Source organism: Natrinema salinisoli (genome assembly GCF_020405205.1).
Lineage (GTDB): Archaea > Halobacteriota > Halobacteria > Halobacteriales > Natrialbaceae > Natrinema > Natrinema salinisoli.
The window spans coordinates 256,749-278,101 of the sequence record NZ_CP084469.1 but is presented as its reverse complement, the minus strand read 5'-3'; the positions used below and the strand labels follow the sequence as shown (position 1 = coordinate 278,101).

The 21,353-nt window shown below is 62.2% G+C and carries 19 protein-coding genes; 7 read left to right on the top strand and 12 right to left on the bottom strand.

Annotated features, from left to right (window positions below; genetic code table 11):
* Nucleotides 1-114: 114 nt before the first annotated feature.
* Genes LDB05_RS01465 through LDB05_RS01435 form a run of 7 tightly spaced genes read right to left on the bottom strand, consistent with a single transcriptional unit; the run spans nucleotide 115 to nucleotide 7,457 of the window.
* Complete coding sequence (locus LDB05_RS01465) at nucleotides 115-882, bottom strand: SDR family NAD(P)-dependent oxidoreductase (protein ID WP_226006157.1); 768 nt, start codon at nucleotides 880-882, stop codon at nucleotides 115-117.
* On the bottom strand, nucleotides 879-2,549 hold the full coding sequence (locus LDB05_RS01460; RefSeq protein ID WP_226006156.1) for a long-chain fatty acid--CoA ligase: 1,671 nt from the start codon (nucleotides 2,547-2,549) through the stop codon (nucleotides 879-881). The genes LDB05_RS01465 and LDB05_RS01460 overlap by 4 nt, the downstream gene beginning before the upstream one ends.
* A gap of 1 nt (nucleotide 2,550) precedes the next feature.
* Nucleotides 2,551-3,267, bottom strand: coding sequence for an ABC transporter ATP-binding protein (locus LDB05_RS01455; RefSeq protein WP_226006155.1), 717 nt, complete (start codon nucleotides 3,265-3,267; stop codon nucleotides 2,551-2,553).
* A complete protein-coding gene (locus tag LDB05_RS01450; RefSeq protein ID WP_226006154.1) occupies nucleotides 3,264-4,031 on the bottom strand; it encodes an ABC transporter ATP-binding protein in 768 nt (255 codons plus the stop codon). Before LDB05_RS01450 ends, LDB05_RS01455 begins: the two co-directional genes overlap by 4 nt.
* Nucleotides 4,028-5,218 (bottom strand): branched-chain amino acid ABC transporter permease, encoded by a 1,191-nt coding sequence (locus tag LDB05_RS01445; protein ID WP_226006153.1) that lies wholly within the window; start codon nucleotides 5,216-5,218, stop codon nucleotides 4,028-4,030. The genes LDB05_RS01450 and LDB05_RS01445 overlap by 4 nt, the downstream gene beginning before the upstream one ends.
* Entirely contained in the window at nucleotides 5,215-6,108 is an 894-nt protein-coding gene (locus LDB05_RS01440; RefSeq protein ID WP_226006152.1) for a branched-chain amino acid ABC transporter permease, read from the bottom strand. Before LDB05_RS01440 ends, LDB05_RS01445 begins: the two co-directional genes overlap by 4 nt.
* Nucleotides 6,109-6,131: 23 nt before the next feature.
* Entirely contained in the window at nucleotides 6,132-7,457 is a 1,326-nt protein-coding gene (locus LDB05_RS01435) for an ABC transporter substrate-binding protein (RefSeq protein ID WP_425498586.1), read from the bottom strand.
* Between the two features lie 336 nt (nucleotides 7,458-7,793).
* Between LDB05_RS01435 and LDB05_RS01430 the strand changes: the two genes are divergently transcribed.
* The 7 genes from LDB05_RS01430 to LDB05_RS01400 are packed head-to-tail and all read left to right on the top strand — an operon-like array spanning nucleotide 7,794 to nucleotide 16,575.
* Nucleotides 7,794-11,621 carry an ATPase, T2SS/T4P/T4SS family gene (locus tag LDB05_RS01430; RefSeq protein ID WP_226006150.1) on the top strand — a complete coding sequence of 1,276 codons (3,828 nt, stop codon included), beginning with the start codon at nucleotides 7,794-7,796 and terminating at the stop codon, nucleotides 11,619-11,621.
* Nucleotides 11,618-13,681 carry a type II secretion system F family protein gene (locus LDB05_RS01425; RefSeq protein WP_226006149.1) on the top strand — a complete coding sequence of 688 codons (2,064 nt, stop codon included), beginning with the start codon at nucleotides 11,618-11,620 and terminating at the stop codon, nucleotides 13,679-13,681. The genes LDB05_RS01430 and LDB05_RS01425 overlap by 4 nt, the downstream gene beginning before the upstream one ends.
* Before the next feature lies 1 nt (nucleotide 13,682).
* On the top strand, nucleotides 13,683-14,234 hold the full coding sequence (locus tag LDB05_RS01420) for a DUF7287 family protein (protein WP_226006148.1): 552 nt from the start codon (nucleotides 13,683-13,685) through the stop codon (nucleotides 14,232-14,234).
* Nucleotides 14,235-14,238: 4 nt separating this feature from the next.
* On the top strand, nucleotides 14,239-14,859 hold the full coding sequence (locus LDB05_RS01415; protein ID WP_226006147.1) for a DUF7288 family protein: 621 nt from the start codon (nucleotides 14,239-14,241) through the stop codon (nucleotides 14,857-14,859).
* On the top strand, nucleotides 14,853-15,293 hold the full coding sequence (locus LDB05_RS01410; protein WP_425498585.1) for a hypothetical protein: 441 nt from the start codon (nucleotides 14,853-14,855) through the stop codon (nucleotides 15,291-15,293). Before LDB05_RS01415 ends, LDB05_RS01410 begins: the two co-directional genes overlap by 7 nt.
* 2 nt (nucleotides 15,294-15,295) lie before the next feature.
* Nucleotides 15,296-15,784 (top strand): DUF7266 family protein, encoded by a 489-nt coding sequence (locus LDB05_RS01405; protein ID WP_226007854.1) that lies wholly within the window; start codon nucleotides 15,296-15,298, stop codon nucleotides 15,782-15,784.
* Nucleotides 15,781-16,575, top strand: coding sequence for a DUF7289 family protein (locus tag LDB05_RS01400; protein ID WP_226006145.1), 795 nt, complete (start codon nucleotides 15,781-15,783; stop codon nucleotides 16,573-16,575). The genes LDB05_RS01405 and LDB05_RS01400 overlap by 4 nt, the downstream gene beginning before the upstream one ends.
* Before the next feature lie 24 nt (nucleotides 16,576-16,599).
* Here LDB05_RS01400 and LDB05_RS01395 read toward each other — a convergent pair whose 3' ends face one another.
* From LDB05_RS01395 to LDB05_RS01375, 5 genes are all read right to left on the bottom strand, one after another.
* Nucleotides 16,600-17,901 carry a hypothetical protein gene (locus tag LDB05_RS01395; protein ID WP_226006144.1) on the bottom strand — a complete coding sequence of 434 codons (1,302 nt, stop codon included), beginning with the start codon at nucleotides 17,899-17,901 and terminating at the stop codon, nucleotides 16,600-16,602.
* 141 nt (nucleotides 17,902-18,042) lie between these two features.
* Nucleotides 18,043-18,957, bottom strand: coding sequence for a CheR family methyltransferase (locus LDB05_RS01390; protein WP_226006143.1), 915 nt, complete (start codon nucleotides 18,955-18,957; stop codon nucleotides 18,043-18,045).
* Nucleotides 18,954-19,469 (bottom strand): chemotaxis protein CheD, encoded by a 516-nt coding sequence (locus LDB05_RS01385; RefSeq protein WP_226006142.1) that lies wholly within the window; start codon nucleotides 19,467-19,469, stop codon nucleotides 18,954-18,956. The genes LDB05_RS01390 and LDB05_RS01385 overlap by 4 nt, the downstream gene beginning before the upstream one ends.
* Nucleotides 19,466-20,734, bottom strand: coding sequence for a chemotaxis protein CheC (locus LDB05_RS01380; RefSeq protein WP_226006141.1), 1,269 nt, complete (start codon nucleotides 20,732-20,734; stop codon nucleotides 19,466-19,468). Before LDB05_RS01380 ends, LDB05_RS01385 begins: the two co-directional genes overlap by 4 nt.
* Nucleotides 20,731-21,336 carry a chemotaxis protein CheC gene (locus LDB05_RS01375; RefSeq protein ID WP_226006140.1) on the bottom strand — a complete coding sequence of 202 codons (606 nt, stop codon included), beginning with the start codon at nucleotides 21,334-21,336 and terminating at the stop codon, nucleotides 20,731-20,733. Before LDB05_RS01375 ends, LDB05_RS01380 begins: the two co-directional genes overlap by 4 nt.
* Nucleotides 21,337-21,353: the final 17 nt, after the last annotated feature.

Genomic DNA, 21,353 nt, shown 5'->3' with positions numbered 1-21,353 from the left:
GGTCGAAGGCTAAACGTTCGGAGAACTACCAGACGGTCGCAACTACCCCCGTGATTTTTAGTCGAAAACGATATCGGCCGAACGTGATCGGTTCGAATGCGCAGGAGACGGCCCCTATCGCGCCGTCCAGCCGCCGTCGGCCGCGAGCACGGAGCCGGTCACGTAGCTCCCAGCGTCGCTCGCGAGGAAAACGACCGGGCCGGCGATCTCCTCGGGGTCGGCGAACCGATCGAGCGGGGTGCGGTCGATGATCGACTGTCGGAGCTGTTCGTTCCCCTCGAGTTCCTCGGTCAGCTCCGTCGAGACGTAGCCCGGCGCGACGGCGTTGACCCGGACCTCGGGGGCCCAGTCCAGAGACATGCTCTTCGTGAGGCCGACCAGCCCGTGTTTCGAGGCGACGTAGGGGTGCTGGCGCGGGAGCCCGACCAGTCCGCCGACGCTGGCGACGTTGATGACGGAGCCGCCATCGCTCTCGAGGAGGTGGTCCGCCGCCGCGTGCGTGACCTCGTAGGCACCGTTCAGGTTGACGTCGAGCACGCGGTCGAGGCTCTCGGTCTCGACGTTTTCCGGCCGGCCGAGCGCGTCGTCCGGATTGAAGCCGGCGTTGTTGACGACGATGTCGACGCCGCCGAACTCGTCAGCGGCTCGGTCGATGACCGTTCGGACGGCGTCGGGGTCCGTCACGTCCGCGGGGACGGCGACTGCGTCACCGCCCGCGTCTTCGATTTCCGCGGCGACGGCCTCGATTTCGTCGGTCGAGCGGGCGCTCGGGACCACCGCGGCCCCTGCGTTCGCCAGCTCGACGGCGATGGCGCGGCCGATGCCGCGGCCGCCGCCCGTTACCACTGCGACCCGCCCGCCGAGATCGAATAACTCGCTCATCGGTCCTCCGTTTCGGCGGCGTCTACGTCAAGCTTTTCGCGCAGCCCTTGCTTGTCGAACTTCCCGGTCGCCGTCTTGGGAATCCGCTCGAGGACGCGGATCTCGTCGGGGAGCCACCAGTCGGGCTGCTCGAGCGTTTCCCGCAAGTGATCCTGGAGTTCCTCCTCGTCGGGATCGGCGTCCTCGGCGGTGACGACGGTCGCGAGCGGCCGTTCCTGCCACTTCTCGTGGGGAACGCCGACCACCGCCGCCTCGACGACGTCCGGATTGGCCATCAGCGCGCTCTCGAGCGCGATCGAGGAGATCCACTCGCCGCCGCTCTTGATGACGTCCTTCGCACGGTCGACGACCTCGATGTAGCCATCCTCGTCGACAGAGACGATGTCGCCGGTCTTCAACCACTTTCCGGAGGACGAGACGTCCTCCGACGTCCCGCTCGCATCGCTCGCGGGACCGCCGTCGAAATCCTCTTCGTTCGCTTCCGGACGGTTGTAGTACTCCGTGATGACTGTGGGTCCCCGGACGAGGAGTTCTCCCGCGGACTCGCCATCCCACGGGACCTCCTCGCCGGCGTCGTTGACGACGCGCATCTCGAGGCCGGGCGAGAGCAGCCCCTGTTTCCGACGCTTCTCGTACTTCCGGCTCGGATCCCAGTCGGCCATGCGGGACTTGGGTCGGGAGACCGAGCCGATGCTCATCGTCTCGGTCATCCCCCAGGCGTGTTCGACGGTGACGTCGAACTCCTCGTCGTAGCGGCGCATCATCTCCTCGGGAGCGGCGCTGCCACCCACGACGATCCGCTCGAGGCTCGAGAGGTCGCCGCCGTGTTCGTCGACGTGCTCGAGCAGATCGATCCAGACCGTCGGGACGCCGGCGGTCATGGTGACGCCCTCGCGCTCGATCAGCTCGAGCAGGTCGGCCGCGCTCGGCGACGGGCCGGGATAGACCTGCGTCGCGCCGGCCATCGTCGCGGCGTAGGGGAACTCCCAGGAGTTGACGTGGAACATCGGGACGACGGGCATGACGACGTCGCTCTCCTCGATGCCGAGGCCGGCGGGGGTCATCACCATCATCGCGTGGGCGTAGATCATTTTGTGGGTGTACTCCACGCCCTTCGGCCGGCCGGTCGTGCCGGAGGTGTAACACATGCCGGCAGGGTACTCCTCCTCGAGCTCGGGCATCTCGTCGTCCGCGATCGGCTCGTACTCCGAGATCAGGTCCTCGTAGGCGACGGCGTCGACGTCGGTTTCCGGAACCGTCTCTCCCATCACGACGACGTGCTCGACGGAGAGCTCCGACCACAGTCGCTCGATCGTCTCGAACGGCTCGCCCGGATCGACGAACAGGACGTCGTCGTCGGCGTCTTCGACGATGTAGACGATATCGTCGTCGCCGAGCTGGACGTTGATCGTGTGCAACTGCGCGCCCGAGAGGGGTGCCGCGTAGTACGTCTCGAGGTGGCGGTGGTGGTTCCACCCGAACGTTCCGATCCGGTCGCCGGGACCGAAGCCGCGATCCGCCAGCGCGGCCAGCAGTGACCTGACGCGTTCGCCGAACTCCCCGTAGGACGTATCGACGGTCCCGTCGTGCGTCCGAGAGACGAGTCGCGTCTCCGGAAAGAGGTTCGTCGGCCGCCAAAAGAACGGGCGGATCGTCAGGTCGGTCACCTCAGGCCACCTCCTCCGGAGAGACGGCGAGGTACTTCTCGAGCAGGTCGTCACGTTCGCGGATCTCCTCGATGGAGCCCTCGTAGACGATCGACCCGGTGTCGATGACGTACCCCCGCGTCGCGAGGTCGAACGCAAAATTAACGTTCTGTTCGGAGAGCAGGACGGTCACGTCCTGCTCGACGACGTCCTGAAGCATGTTCCGCAGGTCGTCGACGATGACGGGGGCCAGCCCTTCGGTCGGCTCGTCGAGTAACAGCGTCGACGGCCGCTGAACCAGTGCTCGAGCGACGGCGAGCATCTGCTGTTCGCCGCCGCTCAGGTTCTGGCCGTTGTTCGACCGCAGGTCGTCGAGGATCGGGAACAGCTCGTACATCTCCTCGACGGGTCGGGGATCGTCCGCGAGCTTGTGCGCGAGGACGATGTTCTCGTGGACGGTCAGCGTCGGGAAGACCCGCCGATCCTCGGGAACGAGATTGATCCCGAGTTCGTTGATCTCGTCCGGCGATTTCCCCACGATCTCCTCGCCGCGGTATCTGATACTGCCGCGTCGCGGCGGGGTGGCGCCCATGATCGAGCGCATCGTCGTCGTCTTCCCGGCACCATTCCGGCCGAGCAGTGCGACGACTTCCCCCTCCGCGAGGTCCAGCGAGACGTCGTGGAGGATGTGGCTATTTCCGTAGTAGGTGTCGATGTCGTCGATTTCGAGAACGGTCATACGGTCTCACTTCCGAGGTAGGCTTCTGTCACTCGTTCGTCGCTCAGTACCGCCTCCGGCTCGCCGTCGGCCAACACTGCACCCTCGGCGAGGACGACGATCCGATCGGAGATGTCGGTGACGACGTCCATGTCGTGTTCGGTGACGATGAACGTCGCGTCGATGTCCCGATTCAGTTCCCGAATCAGCGAGACGATCTCCTCCGTCTCGGTCGGGTTCATTCCCGCGGTCGGCTCGTCCAGGAGGAACACCGACGGTTCGATGGCCAGCGCCAGCGCGATCTCGACGTTGCGCTTCTCGCCGTGACTCAGCGTATCGCACTTCGTCTCGGCGATCTCCGTCAGGTTGGTGAGCTCCATCAGCTCGTCGATCTCCTCGTTGAGCTCCTCGTCGGCGTCCGGACGCGAGCGCATGTCGAACGTCCGTCCCTCGTGGGCGATCCGTGCGACCTGCAGGTTCTCGCGGACCGTCAGCCCCTCGAAGATATTCGTGATCTGGTAGGACCTCGAGAGACCGCTGCGTGCGACCTCGTGTGGTTCCGCGTCGGTGATCTCGGTCATGTCGCCGTCCTTCCGGAGCCAGATCTCGCCGCTGGTCGGCTGCAATACCCCCGTGAGGAGGTTGTAGAACGTCGTCTTCCCGGCCCCGTTGGGACCGATGATACTGGTGACGTGCTGGTCGTCGAACTCGAGGCTGACATCGTCGGTCGCGACCAGGTCACCGAACTGCTTGCGGAGTTCCTCGGTTCGGAGGACAGTCGTCATCGGTCAGTACCCCCGTCGTCGGATTGTCCGGTGGTGGATCGTGACATCATACTTCCGAGTTTCTCGCCGATCGATTCACGAACGAACGCCGTCGCGGCGTTCGCACCGCCGCGGTCGTACGCCGCCTGCACGTCCTGGAGCCACGTACCGACCATGGCCAGTCCGCCGGCCGCCCCCTGCTTGAAGTAGAGGACGACGACGATGAGCATGATTCCGAAGAACAGCTCCCAGTAGGCCTCGAGCGCCGGGAATCGGCTGATCCCCCAGCGAACGTAGTGATAGAGGAACGCGCCGACGATCGGTCCGCCGAAGTAGCTCGCACCGCCGATGACGGTCGCGACGACGGGCGTCGCGCTCATCGACCAGTGGGCTTCGTTGGGCGTCGCGACGCTCGAGAAGCCGGCGATCAACACGCCGGCGATGCTGACGAACAGCGCCGAGACGATGAACGTCATCCAGCGGTGGACGCTGACGTTGATGCCGAGGGCCGCGGCTCGATCGGGGCTCTCTCGGAGCGCCTTACAGATCGTCCCGAACGGCGAGTTGACGATCCGCCAGATGGCGTAAATCGAGATCGTCACGACCGTCGCCGTGATGTAGTAGTAGATCCGGCGTCCGGCGAGTCTGAACTGCGTTCCGCCGAGTTCGACCCCACCGAGTGCCACGAAGATGCCGTCGGAGCCGTTGGTGAGCCCGTAGGGGTCCTGGAGGAGCAGCGAGTAGAACAACATCCCGAAGGCGAGCGTGATCAGCGCGAAGTAGATCTCCTCGAGGCGGACGCTGAGGTAGCCGACGGGGATGGCGAGCAGGAGCGCCAGAGCGACGCCGGCGATCCCGCCGACGACGAAGGTTGCAAGCGGCGCGAGTCCGGTGCCGACGATCTCGGCGATCGCCGACTGGTAGTCGCGTAGTACGATCGCGAGCCCGTACGCGCCCGCGCCGAAGAACATCGCGTGACCGAACGAGAGCAACCCGGTGTAGCCGTACAGGAGGTTAAAGGCGACGGCGAACAGCGCGATGATCAGGAACTCGGTGAAGAGGTAGATCTGGAACTGCGGGCCAACGGAGACGACGACGAGGGCGAGGAGGCCGAGCAGCGCGAAGCGCTCGGTCGTCCAGCCGTTGCCGATCGCCTGGCGTCCGACGTTCCCGATTCGGTCGACGAGACCGTCGTTTTGCGTACTCATTCACCGATCCCTCCGAACAGTCCTTCCGGTTTGAGGAGTAATACGATGACCATAGCGAGGAACGGCACTGCGATACTGCCGGCATCGAAGAACTGGGGGACGATGCTCTGCATCATGCCGACGAACATCGCGCCGACGAACGCGCCCGAGAGCGACCCGAGGCCGCCGATGACGACGATGATGAACGCGTCGATGATGACCGCCTCGCCCAGATTCGGGCCGATCGATTGCATCGGAGCGGCGAGGGCCCCACCGAGTCCCGCGAGGAAGCTTCCCGCGAAGAACACTGCGGTGTATAACCGCGGCACGTCGACGCCGAGCATCGACGCCATCTCCCGGTCAGACGAGGTTCCGCGGACCAGCGAGCCGAAGTACGTTCGTTTGATGAACAGCCAGAGGCCGACCATCACCAGCGCCGCTGCGATGATGACGAACAACCGATAGGCGGTGAACTGACTGCCCCCGATCGACATGGTGAAGTTGAGCGCGTCCGGCATCGGCGTCGAGTACGGCTGTGATCCCCAGATGAACCGAACGGCCTCGTGTGTGATGAGAACGAAACCGAACGTGACGATCAACTGATCGAGATCGCTCTCGGCGCGTTCGTACAGCGGCCGGATCGTTACAACCTCGATCGCGGCCCCGACGATTCCGACTGCGATCGCGCCGACGACGATCGCCAGCCAGAAGTTGCCCACCACGTTCGTCACGACGCTCAGTGCGAAGTACGCACCGAGCATGTATAGCGCACCGTGTGCGAAGTTGAGTACGCCGAGCACGCCGAAGATCAGGCTCAGCCCCACGGCGATCAGGAACAGCCGACTCCCGAGGCTCAGACCGATAACGACGTCTCCGACCCCGATGAGTGGAAATATGTTTACAGGATTCATGGCAATAATGATGGCGATCGGGTTTACAGGCCCGGAGGCAGATCCGATCCTTCGAGTGCGCCCCGGACATCGGCCGGTGCGGCCTCGTACCGTTCGACCGGCTCGAGTACGTTACTCTCGTATTCGTCCGAGTACGTGACCTCGCCCCAGATGGACGCGACCGACGCCTGGTTCGTCTCGGTGAATTCGTACTCGCCGACCGGACCAGTGTGCTGCATCCCGCTGAACTGATCGACGAGGTCGCCGGCGTTCGTGCTGCCACCCTCCTCGATGGCCTTCTTGTACAGATACACTGCTCGGTACGCACCTTCGGCGTTGTACGTCGGCAGAGTGTCGTACTCCTCCATGTAGGCTTCGAGGAACGTGTTGTTCTCTTCGGTGTCGGGAACGAAGGGATCGTAGCGGGTAGACGCCCACTCGCCCTCGGGAAGCGGACTCCCGTCGGAGGGGAGATCCGTCCCCATCCCGACGCTGAACAGCGTGTGGTCGATCTGTTCGAACCATCCGGAGTCTTCGGCCTGTCCGAGGAACGTCGTCAGGTCGGAGCCCCACAGGGGCGTAATGACGGCGTCCGGATCCGCGTCGAGGATGGAACTGATATACGCGGAGTAGTCGCTCGTCGCGAGGGGAGGATACTGCTCGGTCGTGAAATTGGCGTCGACGCCCATCCCTTCCGCGAACGCCTGGAAGTAGGCCCAGGTGTCGTACCCGAACGCGTAGTCGGGACCGATCGTCGCCCAGTCGGTCGCGTCGAGTTCCGACGCGACCTGCGCGGCACCGTACATGTCGTGGGCGACAGTGTTCGAACACCGGAAGACGTAGTCGTTACCCACCGAATCTTCCGACTCACCTTCCGGGGAAGTGACGTACGGCGTCGCCGCGTGCGTAATCATCAGCGGCATCTGGCTCTGCTTGATCTGCGGGGCGATATTCTGTGCGACACCGCTACTGTCGAGCCCCATCAGACCGTCGACGCCGTCCTCCTCGATCAGACTCGTCATCTGCTGGGTCGCCGTGCCGGAGTCCGCCTCCGTGTCACGTACGATTACCTCGACGTCGTTCCCGTCGATACCACCGTTATTGTTGATCTCCTCGACGGCGAGGTCGTACCCGCGCTCGGCTTCTTCGCCGTACAACGAAGCGAAGCCGGACAGGATGTTCATCGCACCCAGCGTGACGCTACCGCTTCCACCGCTGCCGCCGCCGAGACAACCGGCGATCGACGCGAGTCCCGCGCCAGCCGTTGCCGTTTTCAAAAACGTTCGCCGATCATACCCGGTCCGACTGATCGATGACTCGATACCGTCCGCCCCATCTGTAATGTTATTGTCAACCACTGTCAACCACATCAGACCGTGAGCAAGGAATATATATAAACATGATGTATATATTCCCACACTTGTAGATCTGAGTTACCCGATTTTCATGCAAATTTCTCGCCGCCGTCTTCGACTTTACAATTTTCTAATATCCTTTGACACACATATTACATATAATTGGCTCCACATGTGCTATAGAACAATTTAATAGAAGATCTACACAATAATAATATGATAATAACCTTTGGCTAATGTATTAATTCCGCCATGTGGCTCGAGAGACCCTCGAAATTCGGCGTGTTCAAGATTATCAAACCTGGTAATCGGCGGATGAGTTTTTTGAGGGGTGAAGGTTAGTTGAGCGCAATGGCTATTGACGAGGCCGACCAATCGGATGCCGGGGACTTTTCTGAGGGGGACCCATCCGACCCTGCGTCGGAGGACCAGCGGTCTTCTGCCGCTGACTCACCGTCGAGTTCGGGAGTCAGCGTCGGCGAATACACCTGGGAAGAGTTCATGACCGAATACGGGTACGGCGACGACGTATCAACACTGTATTCGGACGCGGGACAGACCGAGTCCAGGGGACTCGGATTGAGTACGAACGCTGACGTCGAGTCGACAGTCCCCAGCGGGGACGACTGGAACCGGATCGAGTTCGATCCGGAATCGTATCTCGGCCACCATCCCGACGATCTCGCGGATCACGTGCTGCCGTCGGCCGGCGACCACGCGGCGACGCTCCAAGAAATCTTCCTCGACCACGTCGATCCGGAAACGACACCGGTCGTCAAGGATACCTGGTCCTGGGAGCACTACAAGTGGGAGTACTACTACGAAGATGACGGAAGTCGACCCCGCGACAGTAACGGCGAAATCGTTCCTCACGACGAGGAGGATGCCCTCGGGTTCGATCCAGACACGTTAGAACAGCGGCTCGCAGCCGCCAACGATACCGCACTGGAGCTCGACGATACTGTCGACGAACGGACCGTCAACGTCCAGGAAGATTTCGACGAAGACGAGTTCTTTTCGACGGCCGCGGGCAACACGACCGTCGTCAACCGCTACGACCTCGAGAAGGCCGTTCCCTTCGAAAAGAAGACCCACTTCCGCGAGGTCGAGCGCTACTGGGTGAATAAACCCTACGCCTGCGTCGTGATCTTCCACTCGGAGAAGGAAAACGAAAAGAAGTACTACATGATCGAGCCCTACCGGAACGAGATCGAGCTGGAACTCCAGGAGTTCCTCTCGGGCAAACTCCGGAAGGCGATCAAGTACTCCGAGGACGGGATCAAAGAGAAAGCGACCGAAGACGGCCGCCGAGACGTCATCGAAGACGAGACTCGGCGTCTGTTGAAGCGGTACGACCTCTTCGAGGCGACCTCCGGAAAGGCGTCGAAGAGCATGCTCGAGACGCTTCGCGGCCTCCTCGACGATCCGGAGGACGTCGAGGTCGAAGACGTCGGCCCGAGCCAACTCGAGGGGATCGAAGTCCGACCCGAACCGGCCGTCCTCGCGGACGATCCGGACACGTTAAACGAGTATCAGGTCGAGAAGCTACTGTACCTGCTCAAGCGCGATTTCATCGGCTACGAGCGCATCGACGGCATCAAACACGACATCAACGTCGAGGACATCTCCGTCGACGGGTACAACTCGCCCGTGTTCGTCTACCACTCCGAGTACGAACAGATTATCACGAACATCTACCACGGCGAGGACGAGCTCGACGACTTCGTCGTCAAACTCGCCCAGCGCTCCGGGAAAGGGATCAGCAAGCGACTTCCGCAGGTCGACGCCACGCTCCCGGACGGCTCGCGTGCGCAACTAACACTCGGCAAAGAAGTGTCCGACCACGGGACCAACTACACCATCCGTCAGTTCAAAGACGTTCCGTTCACCCCAGTCGACCTCATCAACTGGAACACCTTCTCGCTGGACGAGATGGCGTTCCTCTGGCTCGCAATCGAGAATCACAAGAGCCTGATCTTCGCCGGCGGTACCGCGTCCGGGAAGACCACCTCGCTGAACGCCGTCTCGCTGTTTATCCCCTCGAGCGCGAAGATCGTCTCCATCGAGGACACCCGCGAGGTCGAACTCCCACAGCGTAACTGGATCGCCAGCGTCACCCGCCCCTCGTTCTCCGACGACGAGCAGGGAGACGTCGACGAGTTCGACCTGCTCGAGGCCGCACTGCGCCAGCGACCCGACTACATCGTGATGGGCGAGATCCGTGGCGAGGAGGGTCGGACGCTGTTCCAGGTCATGTCGACCGGGCACACCACCTACACCACGTTCCACGCCGACTCCGTCGACGAAGTGCTCAAGCGGTTCACGACGGACCCGATCAACGTCTCGAAGACGATGTTCACCGCACTCGATCTGGTCTCGATCCAGACCCAGACCCGGGTGCAGGGCCAGAAGGTCCGCCGGAACAAGTCGCTGACAGAGATCAACCACTACGAGGCCGAACACGACGAGATCAACGTTCAGGACGTCTACCAGTGGCAGGCGGAGACCGACGAGTACCTCAAGATGGGGGACTCGAACACGTTAGAGGAGATTCAGTTCGACCGCGGGTGGAGCAAAGAGAAACTCGAGGAAGAGCTGTTTAAACGCGAGGTCATCCTCGCCTACCTCATCAAAAACGAACTGAACACGTACGCGCAGGTCGCCGCGACGGTTCAGGCCTTCATCAACGATCCCGATACCATCCTCACGCTCATCGCGAACGGGCAACTCGAGGACAGTCTCGAGGACCTGCGCGAGATGGAGAGCGTTCTGATCGACGTCGATCCGGAGAAAGAGGAGCTCGTTCCCCGTCCCGAGTCGACCAGCGAGACGTACAATCTCTCGATGGACATCCTCGAACGAGCCGAAGAGTCGATGTTCGAGCAGTACCGAGGGGAGGTTCCGAGCGGACTCGCGAGCGCGCTCGGTGACGTCGAGGAAGAAACCACGATCGACGTCGACCGCGCCGATACCGACGAGTTCGAGTTCGGCGGCGATGTCGACGACACCGTCGACGAGAGCGACTGGGAGCTCGGCGACAGCTCGACGGCGTTCACCGCCGAAGGCGCTGCGGCCGACGCCGGCGGTGAGCCGGCGTGGCTCAGCGAAGACACCGGGTTCGACGTCGATAGCGGCGGTAGTGACACTGCGGGGGCCGTCGAAGCGGCGGATACTGACGCGGTCGCCGGCGAACTCGAGGCCGGCAGCGCCGGTGGCGCACCAGACTCGAGCAGCGGTCCGCAGGACGGCGCTGCAACCGAGACCGCGGAATCGACGGCGGAGCTCGATGCCGATGTTCCGGCCGGTCCGAACGACGATACCGTCGACCGCACCACGGCGGGTGGAGCGGTCGACGCTGGCGCTACTGAGTCAGGTGGACCGACGAACGAATCGACGGTACTTCCCTCCGACGACGCCGACGACGGTGACCTCGGTGGGCTGTTCAACGATATGGGAGAGACGATCGAGAAGATCGACGATGCCGACGCGGGGCAGGCAGCCGCGACCGATGACGCGGCGGCCACCAGCGACACCGACACCGATACCGCCGGGTTCGACTCGATGTTCCCGGAAGACGATCTCGATTCGATCTTCGATCCGAACGCAACGGACGACGAGCCGTCGGATAGTCTCGGTGAGCAACTCGAGACAGGGGAGGAATCCACCTCGGGAGCACGGGCGGGCGATGGGACGTCCTCGAATGACTCTTCGAGCGACGAGCGGGAGCCACCGACGATCGACATCGATACCGAAGCGGCGGAGCAAGGGTCGGACGAACACACTGGTGACTCGTCCGCGGCAGGCACCGTCGGTGATGACGACGCAGGAGACAGTGCCGGCGGCGGGGACACTACTGGTGCCGACCGCAAACCGCCGACGATCGATATCGACGATGGTACTGGTGACCCGCCGGACGGCTCGGACGCCGAAAACGAGGACGACGCCCTCGACGACTCGACATCGGCTGAGGATGGCGATGATTCGATCTTCGGCGACGAATCAGACTCGATCTTCTCCGATGACGACGGATCGGACGCGGCCGACGACGAGGGCTCGCTGTTCGACGGGAGCGAGTCGGACGAGGAATCGATCTTCAGAGACGACGATTCGGGGGAATCGACGGAGAGTGAGGGCAGTATCTTCGACGACGACGGAAGTGGTGAGGAAACCGACTCATGAGTCTCCAGACCGACGACAGTGGCGGGTCGGGAATGTCGGCCAGCTCCGACGCCCTCGGCGATCGGTTCTATCCGATGTACGACCGGTTGTTCGGTGAGGACAGCGAGTTCGTGGCCGACGTCGAGACGAAACTCGCACAGGCACGGATGACGGATACGGTCGAACTGTACCTCTCTCGAGCGCTGGGAATCGGCTTTATCAGCGGTTTCAGCCTCTGGATGATCGGGTTGATGCTCGGCTATGCGGTCTTCGCCGTCGGCCTCCTTTCGAACGAGCCCATTCTCGGCATCCCGGTCGGTACCGGGCTCCTCCTCGATATCATCGAGCTCCTCCGCGTCCCGGCCGTCGTCCTCTTTACCGGACTGGTACTCGGTTCGATCGGATTCGGGATCGGGTTCGGCTCGATGGTCGCGATCCCCTACTCGCGCGCCTCCGCCCGCAAGCGCGAGATCAATATGCTGTTGACCGACGCGGTCTCGTTCATGTACGCCCTGTCGGTCGGGGGGCTAAACCAACTCGAGATCATCGAGGCGATGGCGCAGGCCGACGACACCTACGGCGAGGTCGCAAACGAGTTCCAGAGCATCGTCAAAGAAACCGAGTACTTCGATATCGACTACCGGACGGCAATCCGGAAACAGGCCCTCGAAACTCCCAGCGACGATCTCTCGCAGTTCCTGACCGACATGCTCTCGATCGTCAACAGCGGTGGCGACATGGAGAGCTTCCTCGAGGACAAGAAGGAAAAGCACATGCGCACCGCGAAACAGGAACAGGAACTCACCCTCGAGACGCTCGAGTTGTTCGGGGAGATGTACATGACGCTGTCACTGTTCCCGCTCCTGTTGATCATCATCATGGTCATCATGCAGATGATCCCGAACGCGGACGTCTCGAACAATATGCTCTACATGACCGTCTACGGACTAATCCCGATGATCGGGATCGGCTTCATCGTCCTCGTCTCGACGGTCAAACACGACGAGCCCGGCGACGGCTACCTCTCGATGGGGAACACTGAGCAGCGAACCGAAACCGGCCAAAACGACGGACTGCTGAGTCTCGGCCTGGTCGAGCAGTTCACCGGGAATCACAGCGTTTTCGACCGGATCAAGAACCGCGAAGGGACCTACGAAACGCTCGAGGTCCTTCGCAAGCCACATCTCTTCTTCCGGGACAACCCGCTGGTCACGCTCGCGCTAACCGTCCCCCTGACGCTCGTGATCGTCGTAACCGCCATGGTGAATGGGGCAACACCGATGTCGTGGGACGACCTCCTGGACAGACCGATCTGGGGGACCTTCATTTACCTGTATCTGCCGCTGTATATCACGGCAGTGCCGCTCGCGATTTTCCGCGAGTGGAACGTGCGCCACCGAAACGCCGTCGTCAACCAGCTGTCGGAGGACCTCCGTAAGCTCTCGAGTTCCAACGACACCGGGCTGACGCTGCTCGAGTCGCTCAAGGCAGTCGCGGATACGACGAGTGGTAAGCTGGCTCGCGAATTCGAGATGATGCACACGAAGGTCAACTACGGAATGAGCCTGAAGGAGGCACTCATCGAGTTCAATAACAAGTATCACATTCCGCGACTCGCTCGGATCACGCGACTGGTCACCGAGGCACAGGAAGCGTCGAACCAGATCTCCGACGTCCTTCGGACGGCTGCGCGTGCGAGCGAGAACCACGACGACATCGAACGCGAGCGGAAATCCCGAACCCGGATGCAGATCGTGATCATCATCATGACGTTCATGACGGTGCTCGCGGTGATCGCGATCCTCAAAACGCAGTTCATCGATACGATGGCCGGTCTTGAAACCGCCGATAGCGGTGGCGGTGGCGGCGGTGGTGGAGGAGGCCCCGCCCAGGGAGCAAACCTCAGCGAGAACATTAACGTCGATATGCTGTCGGTATTGTTCTTCCACGCAGTGACGTTGCAGGCGATCATCTCCGGGTTCATCTGCGGGTACATCCGAGACGCGGACCTGATCAGCGGGTTGAAATATGCGATCGGACTGTCCGCGGTTGCGCTCATCGGTTGGACGCTGGTGGCCTAACATGAGTGGAAAACGCACGCGGGACTCCAGTCGGGCGGAAGCCAGGCGACCGCGGACGGTCTCGATTTCGCTGGGCGATCGGGGACAGACCACGCAGGACTTCGCCGTCGGTATCGGCGTCTTCCTGCTGGCGATCGCGTTCGTGTTTTCGTTTCTCCCGTCGGTCGTGACGCCGTACGACTCCTCGGTCGGCGGTGCGGAGACGGCACAGGCGGACCGAATCGCCGATCTGATCGTCCACGACGTCTCGACGGAGACGCCAAACGAGATCGACGGAAGCGAGTTCGACGGTCGATACACGGATGAGAACCTGACGGCCGAGCTCGGGCTTCGGGCGAGCGACAGCGACGACGTCGTCTTCGATCGGGTGAACGTCAGCGTAGAGACGTTCGGCGGAGCCGCCGTCGACACGTCCGAACTGTCCGGTGGAGATGTGTACGATGACCAGTCTGCGGCGAGTTCCGCACGTATCGTTACGCTCGACGGGGACGGAATTTCCGCCGGCAGCGGTGACTGTGACCCGGCCTGTCGGCTCGTCGTGAGGGTCTGGTGATAGTATGTCGGATGATATTAACCACACCGAACGCGGGCAGGCGTATACTCTCGAGGGGTTCATCGGAGCCATGGTCGTCCTGCTGGCCGTCCTCTTCGCGCTACAGTCAGTCGTGATCACGCCGACGACGGGCGGACTGGCCGATCGAACGGTCCAGGAACAGGTCCAGCAGGAGGCACGAGATATGATGGTCGTTTCGAACCAGGACGGAAACCTCTCGAACACGACCCGATACTGGGACGGGACCGGCGGATTCAACAATACAGATCAGCCGCCTGCGCCCGGCGAAACGAATCGAACCTACTCCGTCGACCGGTTCGCGAACGAATCCGACCTCGGTCGCCTGCTGAAGGATCGATTCAGCGAGACCGGGTGGAGTTACAACGTCGAACTCCACACCGAAACCAGCAATCGGACGATCGTCTATCAGGGAAACCCACCGGCCAGTGCCCTGACGGCGAGCTATACCGTTACGACATATAATGACCAGAACATTACGTGGGACGGTGATGACCGCACTCTGGAAGAAGCAGCGGCCGACGGGGACGAATCGATCCCACAACGGAATCCAGGTGACGAGACGGCCATCTACAACGTCGTGGAAGTGCGGGTGATACTATGGTGAGCCACACGCGCGATCGCGCCCAACTGATCCTCATCGGCGCGATCACGCTCGCGTTCATCATTCTGGGTATCGTCGTCGTCTTCAACGGCGCTCTCTACACAGAAACCCTGTCATCGGGGGGCACAACTCAAAGTGCAGGCAACGCTGACATGGTCGAATACGAGGTTGAACAGGGCGTCGGCTGTGTGCTTGCGGAACTCGATGACGATCTGGCTGGTAGCTTGACGACGGATCACGTGAAAGAGAACGTGTCAGATTTCGACCAAGCCTATCAGAATACGACAGCCAAGTCGACACCTGTAGCCGTGAACATCAGCGTCGATAACACGTTTTTCAGCCCATTAGAACTGGATGTGACCATCACGTACGATTCGAACAGCCTCAGTTACGAACAGGAAAAGACCATCGAGCCGGACGATTGCCCGACTGAATGACCATGATCGAACGATACACAGACCGAGACCGTGCCGTTTCGATTACGGTCACGCACGTCCTGACGATCGGGATCACGACGATCCTCATCGCCGGCCTCCTGACGAGTGCCGGAACCATGCTCGAGACGGAAACGGAACGCAGTACCGAGGCTTCGCTCGAGACGATCGGCGAACAGATGGCCAACGAAATCGGAAACGTCGATCGGATCGCCGCAACGAGCGGCGACGACGTGACCATCACGGCCGACCATCCGCGGACGGTCGCGAACTCTCGATACACCGTCGAGTTGGGCGAAGACTGCGAGGCCCCGTTGCTCGATGGGTCTACCGATTGTCTGATACTGTCGGCATCGAACACCAACGTCGTCGTCCACGTCCCGATCAAGACCGAGGAAAATATCGATTACGGGAGTTCGGCACGCGGCGGGACGATCGAAATCGTCTACGACGGGTCAGCCGATGAGATCTCGATCAGGAGTTGGTCACAATGAAGCCGAAAGGCACGATAACGATTGGACGAGACCCGGCGGATACCCGTGCGGTTTCCGACGTGCTCGCGTTCATTCTCGTCTTCGGGATTATCCTCAGCTCCGTCGCGCTGTTGTCCACGATGGGAATGCAGACCATGACGGATTATCAGGAGAACGAACAGCTTCGGAACGCCGAACGCGGAATGGAGGCGCTGACGGTCAACTTTAACGACGTCCTGCGCTACGGCGGAATCGAGAAACGGTACGGCGAACTGTCGCTTCGAGAGGGGAGGGCCAGTACCGGTGCTAGCGGAACGAAACTCAACATCTCGATCGACGACAACGATCCGATTCACGACTCCGATTCGCGGTTTGACGACTACGGAAGCGGGGAAACCGCTGATCTGGGCGAATTCGCGTACACGTCGGACGGAACGCGGATCGTATACGAAGGCGGCGGCCTCGTCCGCCAGGAGGAGTCGGGAACCTGGAGTCACGTCCTCAAACGACCACAGCTTCGCTGTGGAAGCGACACCGCAGTCGTCTCTCTGGTGACCGTTTCGGCAGATGAAGGGTCGATACAGACCAGCGGTGGACTCGGATTCACCATGTCCGTGGAAAATCGGAGCAGCAAGGTCTACACCGAGAGAGATCGTGTGAACGTTTCCGTCGTGGACACGGAATATGACGCCGCCTGGAATTCGACGCTCGAGGGCGGCGACTGGGAGCGAACCGGGACCACGGGCACGTGCGAGTTCGACGACTCCGGCCGAATAGTCGTTACCATCGTCGACGTCGACGTCGAGTATTGATCCGGTCGCCGATTTTCGACTCGTTCATTCGGCTTCCCAGTCCCCGGACAGCATCGCTCGCAGTCCCGCGCGAGCGGCCAGGGCCTCGATGCGGGCAGCGTGGTCGTCGACATCGCCTGCAGTGGCGAGATAGAGTCCGTTCGAGAGCTGCGTCGACGCACTCATCGGCGTCCCGTCGGCGTGGGTCGGGTCTGCGTTCAGGACCGTGTCGTCGGCATCGTCCGGACTCCAGGGGACTGTGACACCCGAAAGCCCGCGGTCGAAGAGATATTCGGCTGTACCAACGAGTGCCCCCTCCGGCGTCGAGTGGCCGATCGCTCCGATCGAGCCGCGTTCGTTGAAAAAGCGGACGACGTATTCGCCGTCCCCTGTTCCGTCTGTCCCTCCGTCTTCGGTACCCGCTTGCGCGTCCGTCTCGGCGTCAGTGTCTCGAGCAGTGGCTCCCGCTCGGTCGTCCGACTCGGGTCCAGCGGTGTCGTCGGTGTCCCACTCGAAGCCGGCGTCCTCGCTCGAGTCGGGAGTGCGTTCCCAACTGGGCTGGGTCGTGTTCGGCCCGGCTTCGGCAGTGCCGTCGCCGGTCGGTTCGTCAGCGGTCGTTTCGGACGCTGCGTCGGGATCGGTATTCGTCGTCTCGTCGTCGGTGATCGCCGACTCACTGAATCGAATCGAGACGTCCGTTGTCGTCTCCTGATCGTCCGGGCCGTCGTCGGCAAACGCGACGACGAGTTGGTCGAGAAATCGCCCGGTAGCGGACTCGAGCTCGCCGGCGTACACGTCTCCCTGACGGGTGGCCGCCAGCAGCTGATCGACGATCGCATCGACGAGCCGCGGTCGTTCGATGGCGAGCTGTCTGGCGACGTGGGTCCGGGAGTGGTGCTCGAGGCGCTGCCCGACGGTGGCTCTCGAGTACTCCCCGACTGCGGAGTCGTTGTCCGCGAGTTCGGAGAGTGTGAAAGCGTGGGAGTCGGCGTCGGTCGATCCGGATAGCAAGAGGTACTCCCGGCCGTTCGTGTAGATCGCGCGATCGACGCCCGTCCAGGCCATGACCGTCTGTAGCGCGTTCGCCCGGGACTTCTCGAGTGACTCGTCGTACGCCTCGATGGCGACCACCAGCGCGGGAACGCCGTCGACCGTCGGGACGTACGCGAGTCGCGTCTCGTCGACGGTCCGGTCCGTCACGCACGAGTCGGCACGGAGGTCCCAGCCGAGCGTCTCGAGGAACGGCTCGACGAGCCAGGTCCGGGTTTCCTGACGGGATTGCGGCGGGGACGAATCGACCAGCGCCGCGCTGCGAGCGACGAACGAACGGAGGCCGAGCGAAGGCATTCGTCGGATATACTCGGCGAACCGCCATGTAATAACTGGTTGTCTTCCAGCGGCCGAACCCGGCGTAGCGAGATCGAGGACACAGCTCTCCGCGATGGTCGTTTCAGAAGCGATCCGGCGTCCCTATCCGCGCGGGCTGCGTTACGAGTCCGAACGGCGATCGGTCGTCTCGCCGTCCGTTCCAGGCGGTTCACGCTGGTAGATTCGGAGGCGGGCTTCGCGGACGGCGAACGTCGACTGGAGGGTCGGCGGAATCGTTTCGGCCTTGCCGATGACGAGGTAGCCGTCCGTCCGGAGCGACCGGGCGATCGTCGCGAGCATCGGCTCCTTGTACTCGTTGTCGATATAAATGAACAGGTTCCGACAGGTGACGAGATCGAACCCGGACTTCGGCTCGTCGTTGATCAGGTCGTGGCGCTGGAAGCGGACGTTTCGCTTGATTTCGTCATTGATTCGATAGGTCCGACCGTCCACGGCGACGTACTCTCGGTAGTCGTCGAGAAAGGAGAGTTGATCGTCGAGATCGATCGTTCGCGATTCCTCGTACACGCCCGCTCGAGCGGTTTCGAGCGCGGGGGAACTGATGTCGGTTCCGAGGACGTAGACCTTGGACTCGTCGATCTGAGGGTCGGCGTGGGCGAGCATCGCGAGGGAGTACGGCTCCCGACCGTCGGCACAGGCAGCGCTCCAGACGCGGACGGTGGTGTTGTTCGCGGACAGCGTGCGGAGGATCGTCCGGATCCCCTCCCAGACGTCGGGATTTCGAAAGAAGCCCGTGACGTTGATGCTCAGCGCCTCGAGCAGCGCTTCCTGTTCCGCCGGATCCGTGCGCAGCTTCTCGAAATAGGCGTCGTAGGTCTCGCTCTGTGTGCGCCGCATCCGCGAGGAGACGCGTCGGTCGAGGTAGCTGTCGTTGTAGTGACTGGTCGCGAAGGCCAGTTCGTCCTCGACGAACGCGAGTAGGTCGGAGAAGGCATCGTTACCGTCGGTCGCACCGTCACTGTCGGTACCGGTATCGGGATCAGTGCCGGCGGCGCCAGCACCGTCGCCGCTCACAACTCCGTCACTCCGTTGTCGCCGTCGGCTGTTTTCACGGTGAGCATCCCCGTCCCGGGGGTGAACTCCACGGTTCGGCCGTGTTCGCCACCGACGTCTTCCCCTTCGAGCGGGACGCCGAGTTTCTCCAGCTCCGTCTTCGCAGCGGCGATGTTTCGCTGCCCGACGCCGTCGCCGAAGCTCTCGAATTCGAACATGTCGCTGCCGCCGGCGATCTTCGCTTCGACGGCGGTGTAGTTGGCTCCCTGCTCGACCATTCGCCGGAGCAGTGCGCGGATCGCCGTGTCCGCGTACTTTCCGGGTTTGCGGTCGCTGTTGTCCGCAGCGTCACCGTCGGGCAACATGACGTGTGCCAGCCCCCCGATTTCGGAGTTCGGATCGTACAGCGCGATGGCGAGACACGAACCGAGTCCGTAGGACTTGAGCGTATCGTCGCCGTCGCTGACGACCAGTTCCGAGATGCCGACCTGGACCGGCGTCGGTGCGCCTGGTTCGGTGCCGTACGTTTTCATGTGTTATCGACTTCCTGAAACTCCGCCGTCGTCGGCGCCTCTTCGATCCGATCGACGTCGAGGTTGTTCAGCGCCCGCTCGAGATCCGACTCGTCGGGGATCGCGTAGACTTCGCAGTCGAACTCACGACCGTCGGCCACGACGACCGTGTCGAAGACGAACGCGTAGTCCTGATTCTCCCCGAGCTGGATGATTACCGGATCGACCGCCGCAGCGCCGATGTCGTGGATGAACTCCGGCGTCGAGTGATCGATCGTCGTATCGAGGACGTTCGCCCACCCGTCGAGGAACCCGCTGGCCATGATGTTGCCGAGTTCCTTGATCGCGCTGGTTCCCATCTCGCCGAAGCCCTCCTCGTCGACCTCCATGGGAACCATCGCATCGACGATCTCGTGGGCCGACTCCTCGTCGAACAGGAAGAGGAGGTACCCGCTCGGCATTCCGTCGAACTCGAAGGCGACCCCGACGAGTTTCTCGTCGGCCACCTGTTCCGGAATCGCCTCGAGCGAAACGAAGTTCAGCCGCCGAATGTCGACGCTGGTGTCGATTCCGGTCAGGGTCGTCGCCGTCTTGGCGACTTCCTCGGCGCCGCGTTCGGCCATCCGGTCGAAGCCGTCGAGTTTGTCGTACTCGATGCCCTCGCTGGTGCGCAGTCGCTCCAAGAGCTTCGACATCGACTCGCGTTTCGGGAAGAGGTAATGGTTGAACCCGACCTCCGTGCCGACGGTTTCGATCCGGCTCTGGAAGAGCAAGGCGAGGTCGTCTTCGACCGGCGCCTCGTCGATGTCGCCGAAGAACGGCTCGGCGGTTTTGCCCTCCACGAACTCGGGCGTCGAGACGTCGATGACCGTCTCGAGAACGTCGGCCCAGCCGTCGATGAACCCGCTGTTCATGATGTGACCGACCTCGGTGGCTGCGCTCTCGGTCATCTCGTCGAACCCGTCGAGGTCGCTGACGCCGGTGTCGACGTCCGCGTCGGGGCCGGCTTCGGCGAGCAAGGTTTCGACGATGCGGAGCGCGTTCTCGCGCTCGAAGACGACCACCGAGTAGCCCTCGATGCCGCCGGTCAGCTTGACCCGCACGCCGACCTTCTCCGTCGAATCCTCGAATTCGCGGCGGATTTCCTGCCCACGCATGAAGTTGAGCTTGGTCACGCCGACTTTCGTTTCGACGTCCAGCATGTGGGTCAGTCGGCCCGCCGCTATTCCGGCTCCCTCTCGCGCCATCCGGTAGAACGTGCCGAGCGCGTTGACGTCGAGTTTCATGCGGGTTGGACTTCGATGCCGTTGACCATTTCGACGAACTCTTCTAAGTCCGGGAAGGCGTAGATCTCGGCCTCGATCTGGTAACTGGGTACCGACAGGTCCGAATCGAAGAACAGCGCGAGGTCGTCGCCACCCAGACTCGCCGTCCGGGTCACGATGTCTTCCGTCGGTGCGTAGACGAGCTGCGGCGCGGCGATGTCGATCGCCCGGCCGAGCACGTCGGCCCAGCCGTCGATGAACCCGCTCGCCATCATGTTGCCCATCTCCTCGACTGCGCTTCGGGCCATCTTGCCGGAGACGTCTCCCATGTCATCGACGACGTCGCGAAGCATGATCGCCGTGATCTTCTTCGCGCTCGCCTCGGGGAAGAGGATGAGGATGTGCCCGTGTGGGGGATCCAACAGTCGGACGCGGACGCCGACCCGCTTTCCGCCGTCGAGCTGTGACTCGATGTCCTCGACGTCGATGAAGTTGGTCTTGGTCACCTCCATGTGGGCGTCCTCGCCGGTCAGTTTACTCATGTTGTCGGCGACGCCGTTCGTCCCGACTTTCGCCATCTCGTTTATGAAGCTCAGCTTGCGTATATCGACCATCATCGTCATGGATTCCTCCGTTGGTG

Excerpts from the sequence above, each read along its gene's own strand:
- LDB05_RS01465 (WP_226006157.1), bottom strand. The coding sequence starts at position 882 with ATGAGCGAGTTATTCGATCTCGGCGGGCGGGTCGCAGTGGTAACGGGC.
- LDB05_RS01455 (WP_226006155.1), bottom strand. The coding sequence starts at position 3,267 with ATGACCGTTCTCGAAATCGACGACATCGACACCTACTACGGAAATAGC.
- LDB05_RS01450 (WP_226006154.1), bottom strand. The coding sequence starts at position 4,031 with ATGACGACTGTCCTCCGAACCGAGGAACTCCGCAAGCAGTTCGGTGAC.
- LDB05_RS01445 (WP_226006153.1), bottom strand. The coding sequence starts at position 5,218 with ATGAGTACGCAAAACGACGGTCTCGTCGACCGAATCGGGAACGTCGGA.
- LDB05_RS01440 (WP_226006152.1), bottom strand. The coding sequence starts at position 6,108 with ATGAATCCTGTAAACATATTTCCACTCATCGGGGTCGGAGACGTCGTT.
- LDB05_RS01435 (WP_425498586.1), bottom strand. The coding sequence starts at position 7,457 with ATGTGGTTGACAGTGGTTGACAATAACATTACAGATGGGGCGGACGGT.
- LDB05_RS01430 (WP_226006150.1), top strand. The coding sequence starts at position 7,794 with ATGGCTATTGACGAGGCCGACCAATCGGATGCCGGGGACTTTTCTGAG.
- LDB05_RS01425 (WP_226006149.1), top strand. The coding sequence starts at position 11,618 with ATGAGTCTCCAGACCGACGACAGTGGCGGGTCGGGAATGTCGGCCAGC.
- LDB05_RS01420 (WP_226006148.1), top strand. The coding sequence starts at position 13,683 with ATGAGTGGAAAACGCACGCGGGACTCCAGTCGGGCGGAAGCCAGGCGA.
- LDB05_RS01415 (WP_226006147.1), top strand. The coding sequence starts at position 14,239 with ATGTCGGATGATATTAACCACACCGAACGCGGGCAGGCGTATACTCTC.
- LDB05_RS01410 (WP_425498585.1), top strand. The coding sequence starts at position 14,853 with ATGGTGAGCCACACGCGCGATCGCGCCCAACTGATCCTCATCGGCGCG.
- LDB05_RS01405 (WP_226007854.1), top strand. The coding sequence starts at position 15,296 with ATGATCGAACGATACACAGACCGAGACCGTGCCGTTTCGATTACGGTC.
- LDB05_RS01400 (WP_226006145.1), top strand. The coding sequence starts at position 15,781 with ATGAAGCCGAAAGGCACGATAACGATTGGACGAGACCCGGCGGATACC.
- LDB05_RS01395 (WP_226006144.1), bottom strand. The coding sequence starts at position 17,901 with ATGCCTTCGCTCGGCCTCCGTTCGTTCGTCGCTCGCAGCGCGGCGCTG.
- LDB05_RS01385 (WP_226006142.1), bottom strand. The coding sequence starts at position 19,469 with ATGAAAACGTACGGCACCGAACCAGGCGCACCGACGCCGGTCCAGGTC.
- LDB05_RS01380 (WP_226006141.1), bottom strand. The coding sequence starts at position 20,734 with ATGAAACTCGACGTCAACGCGCTCGGCACGTTCTACCGGATGGCGCGA.
- LDB05_RS01375 (WP_226006140.1), bottom strand. The coding sequence starts at position 21,336 with ATGACGATGATGGTCGATATACGCAAGCTGAGCTTCATAAACGAGATG.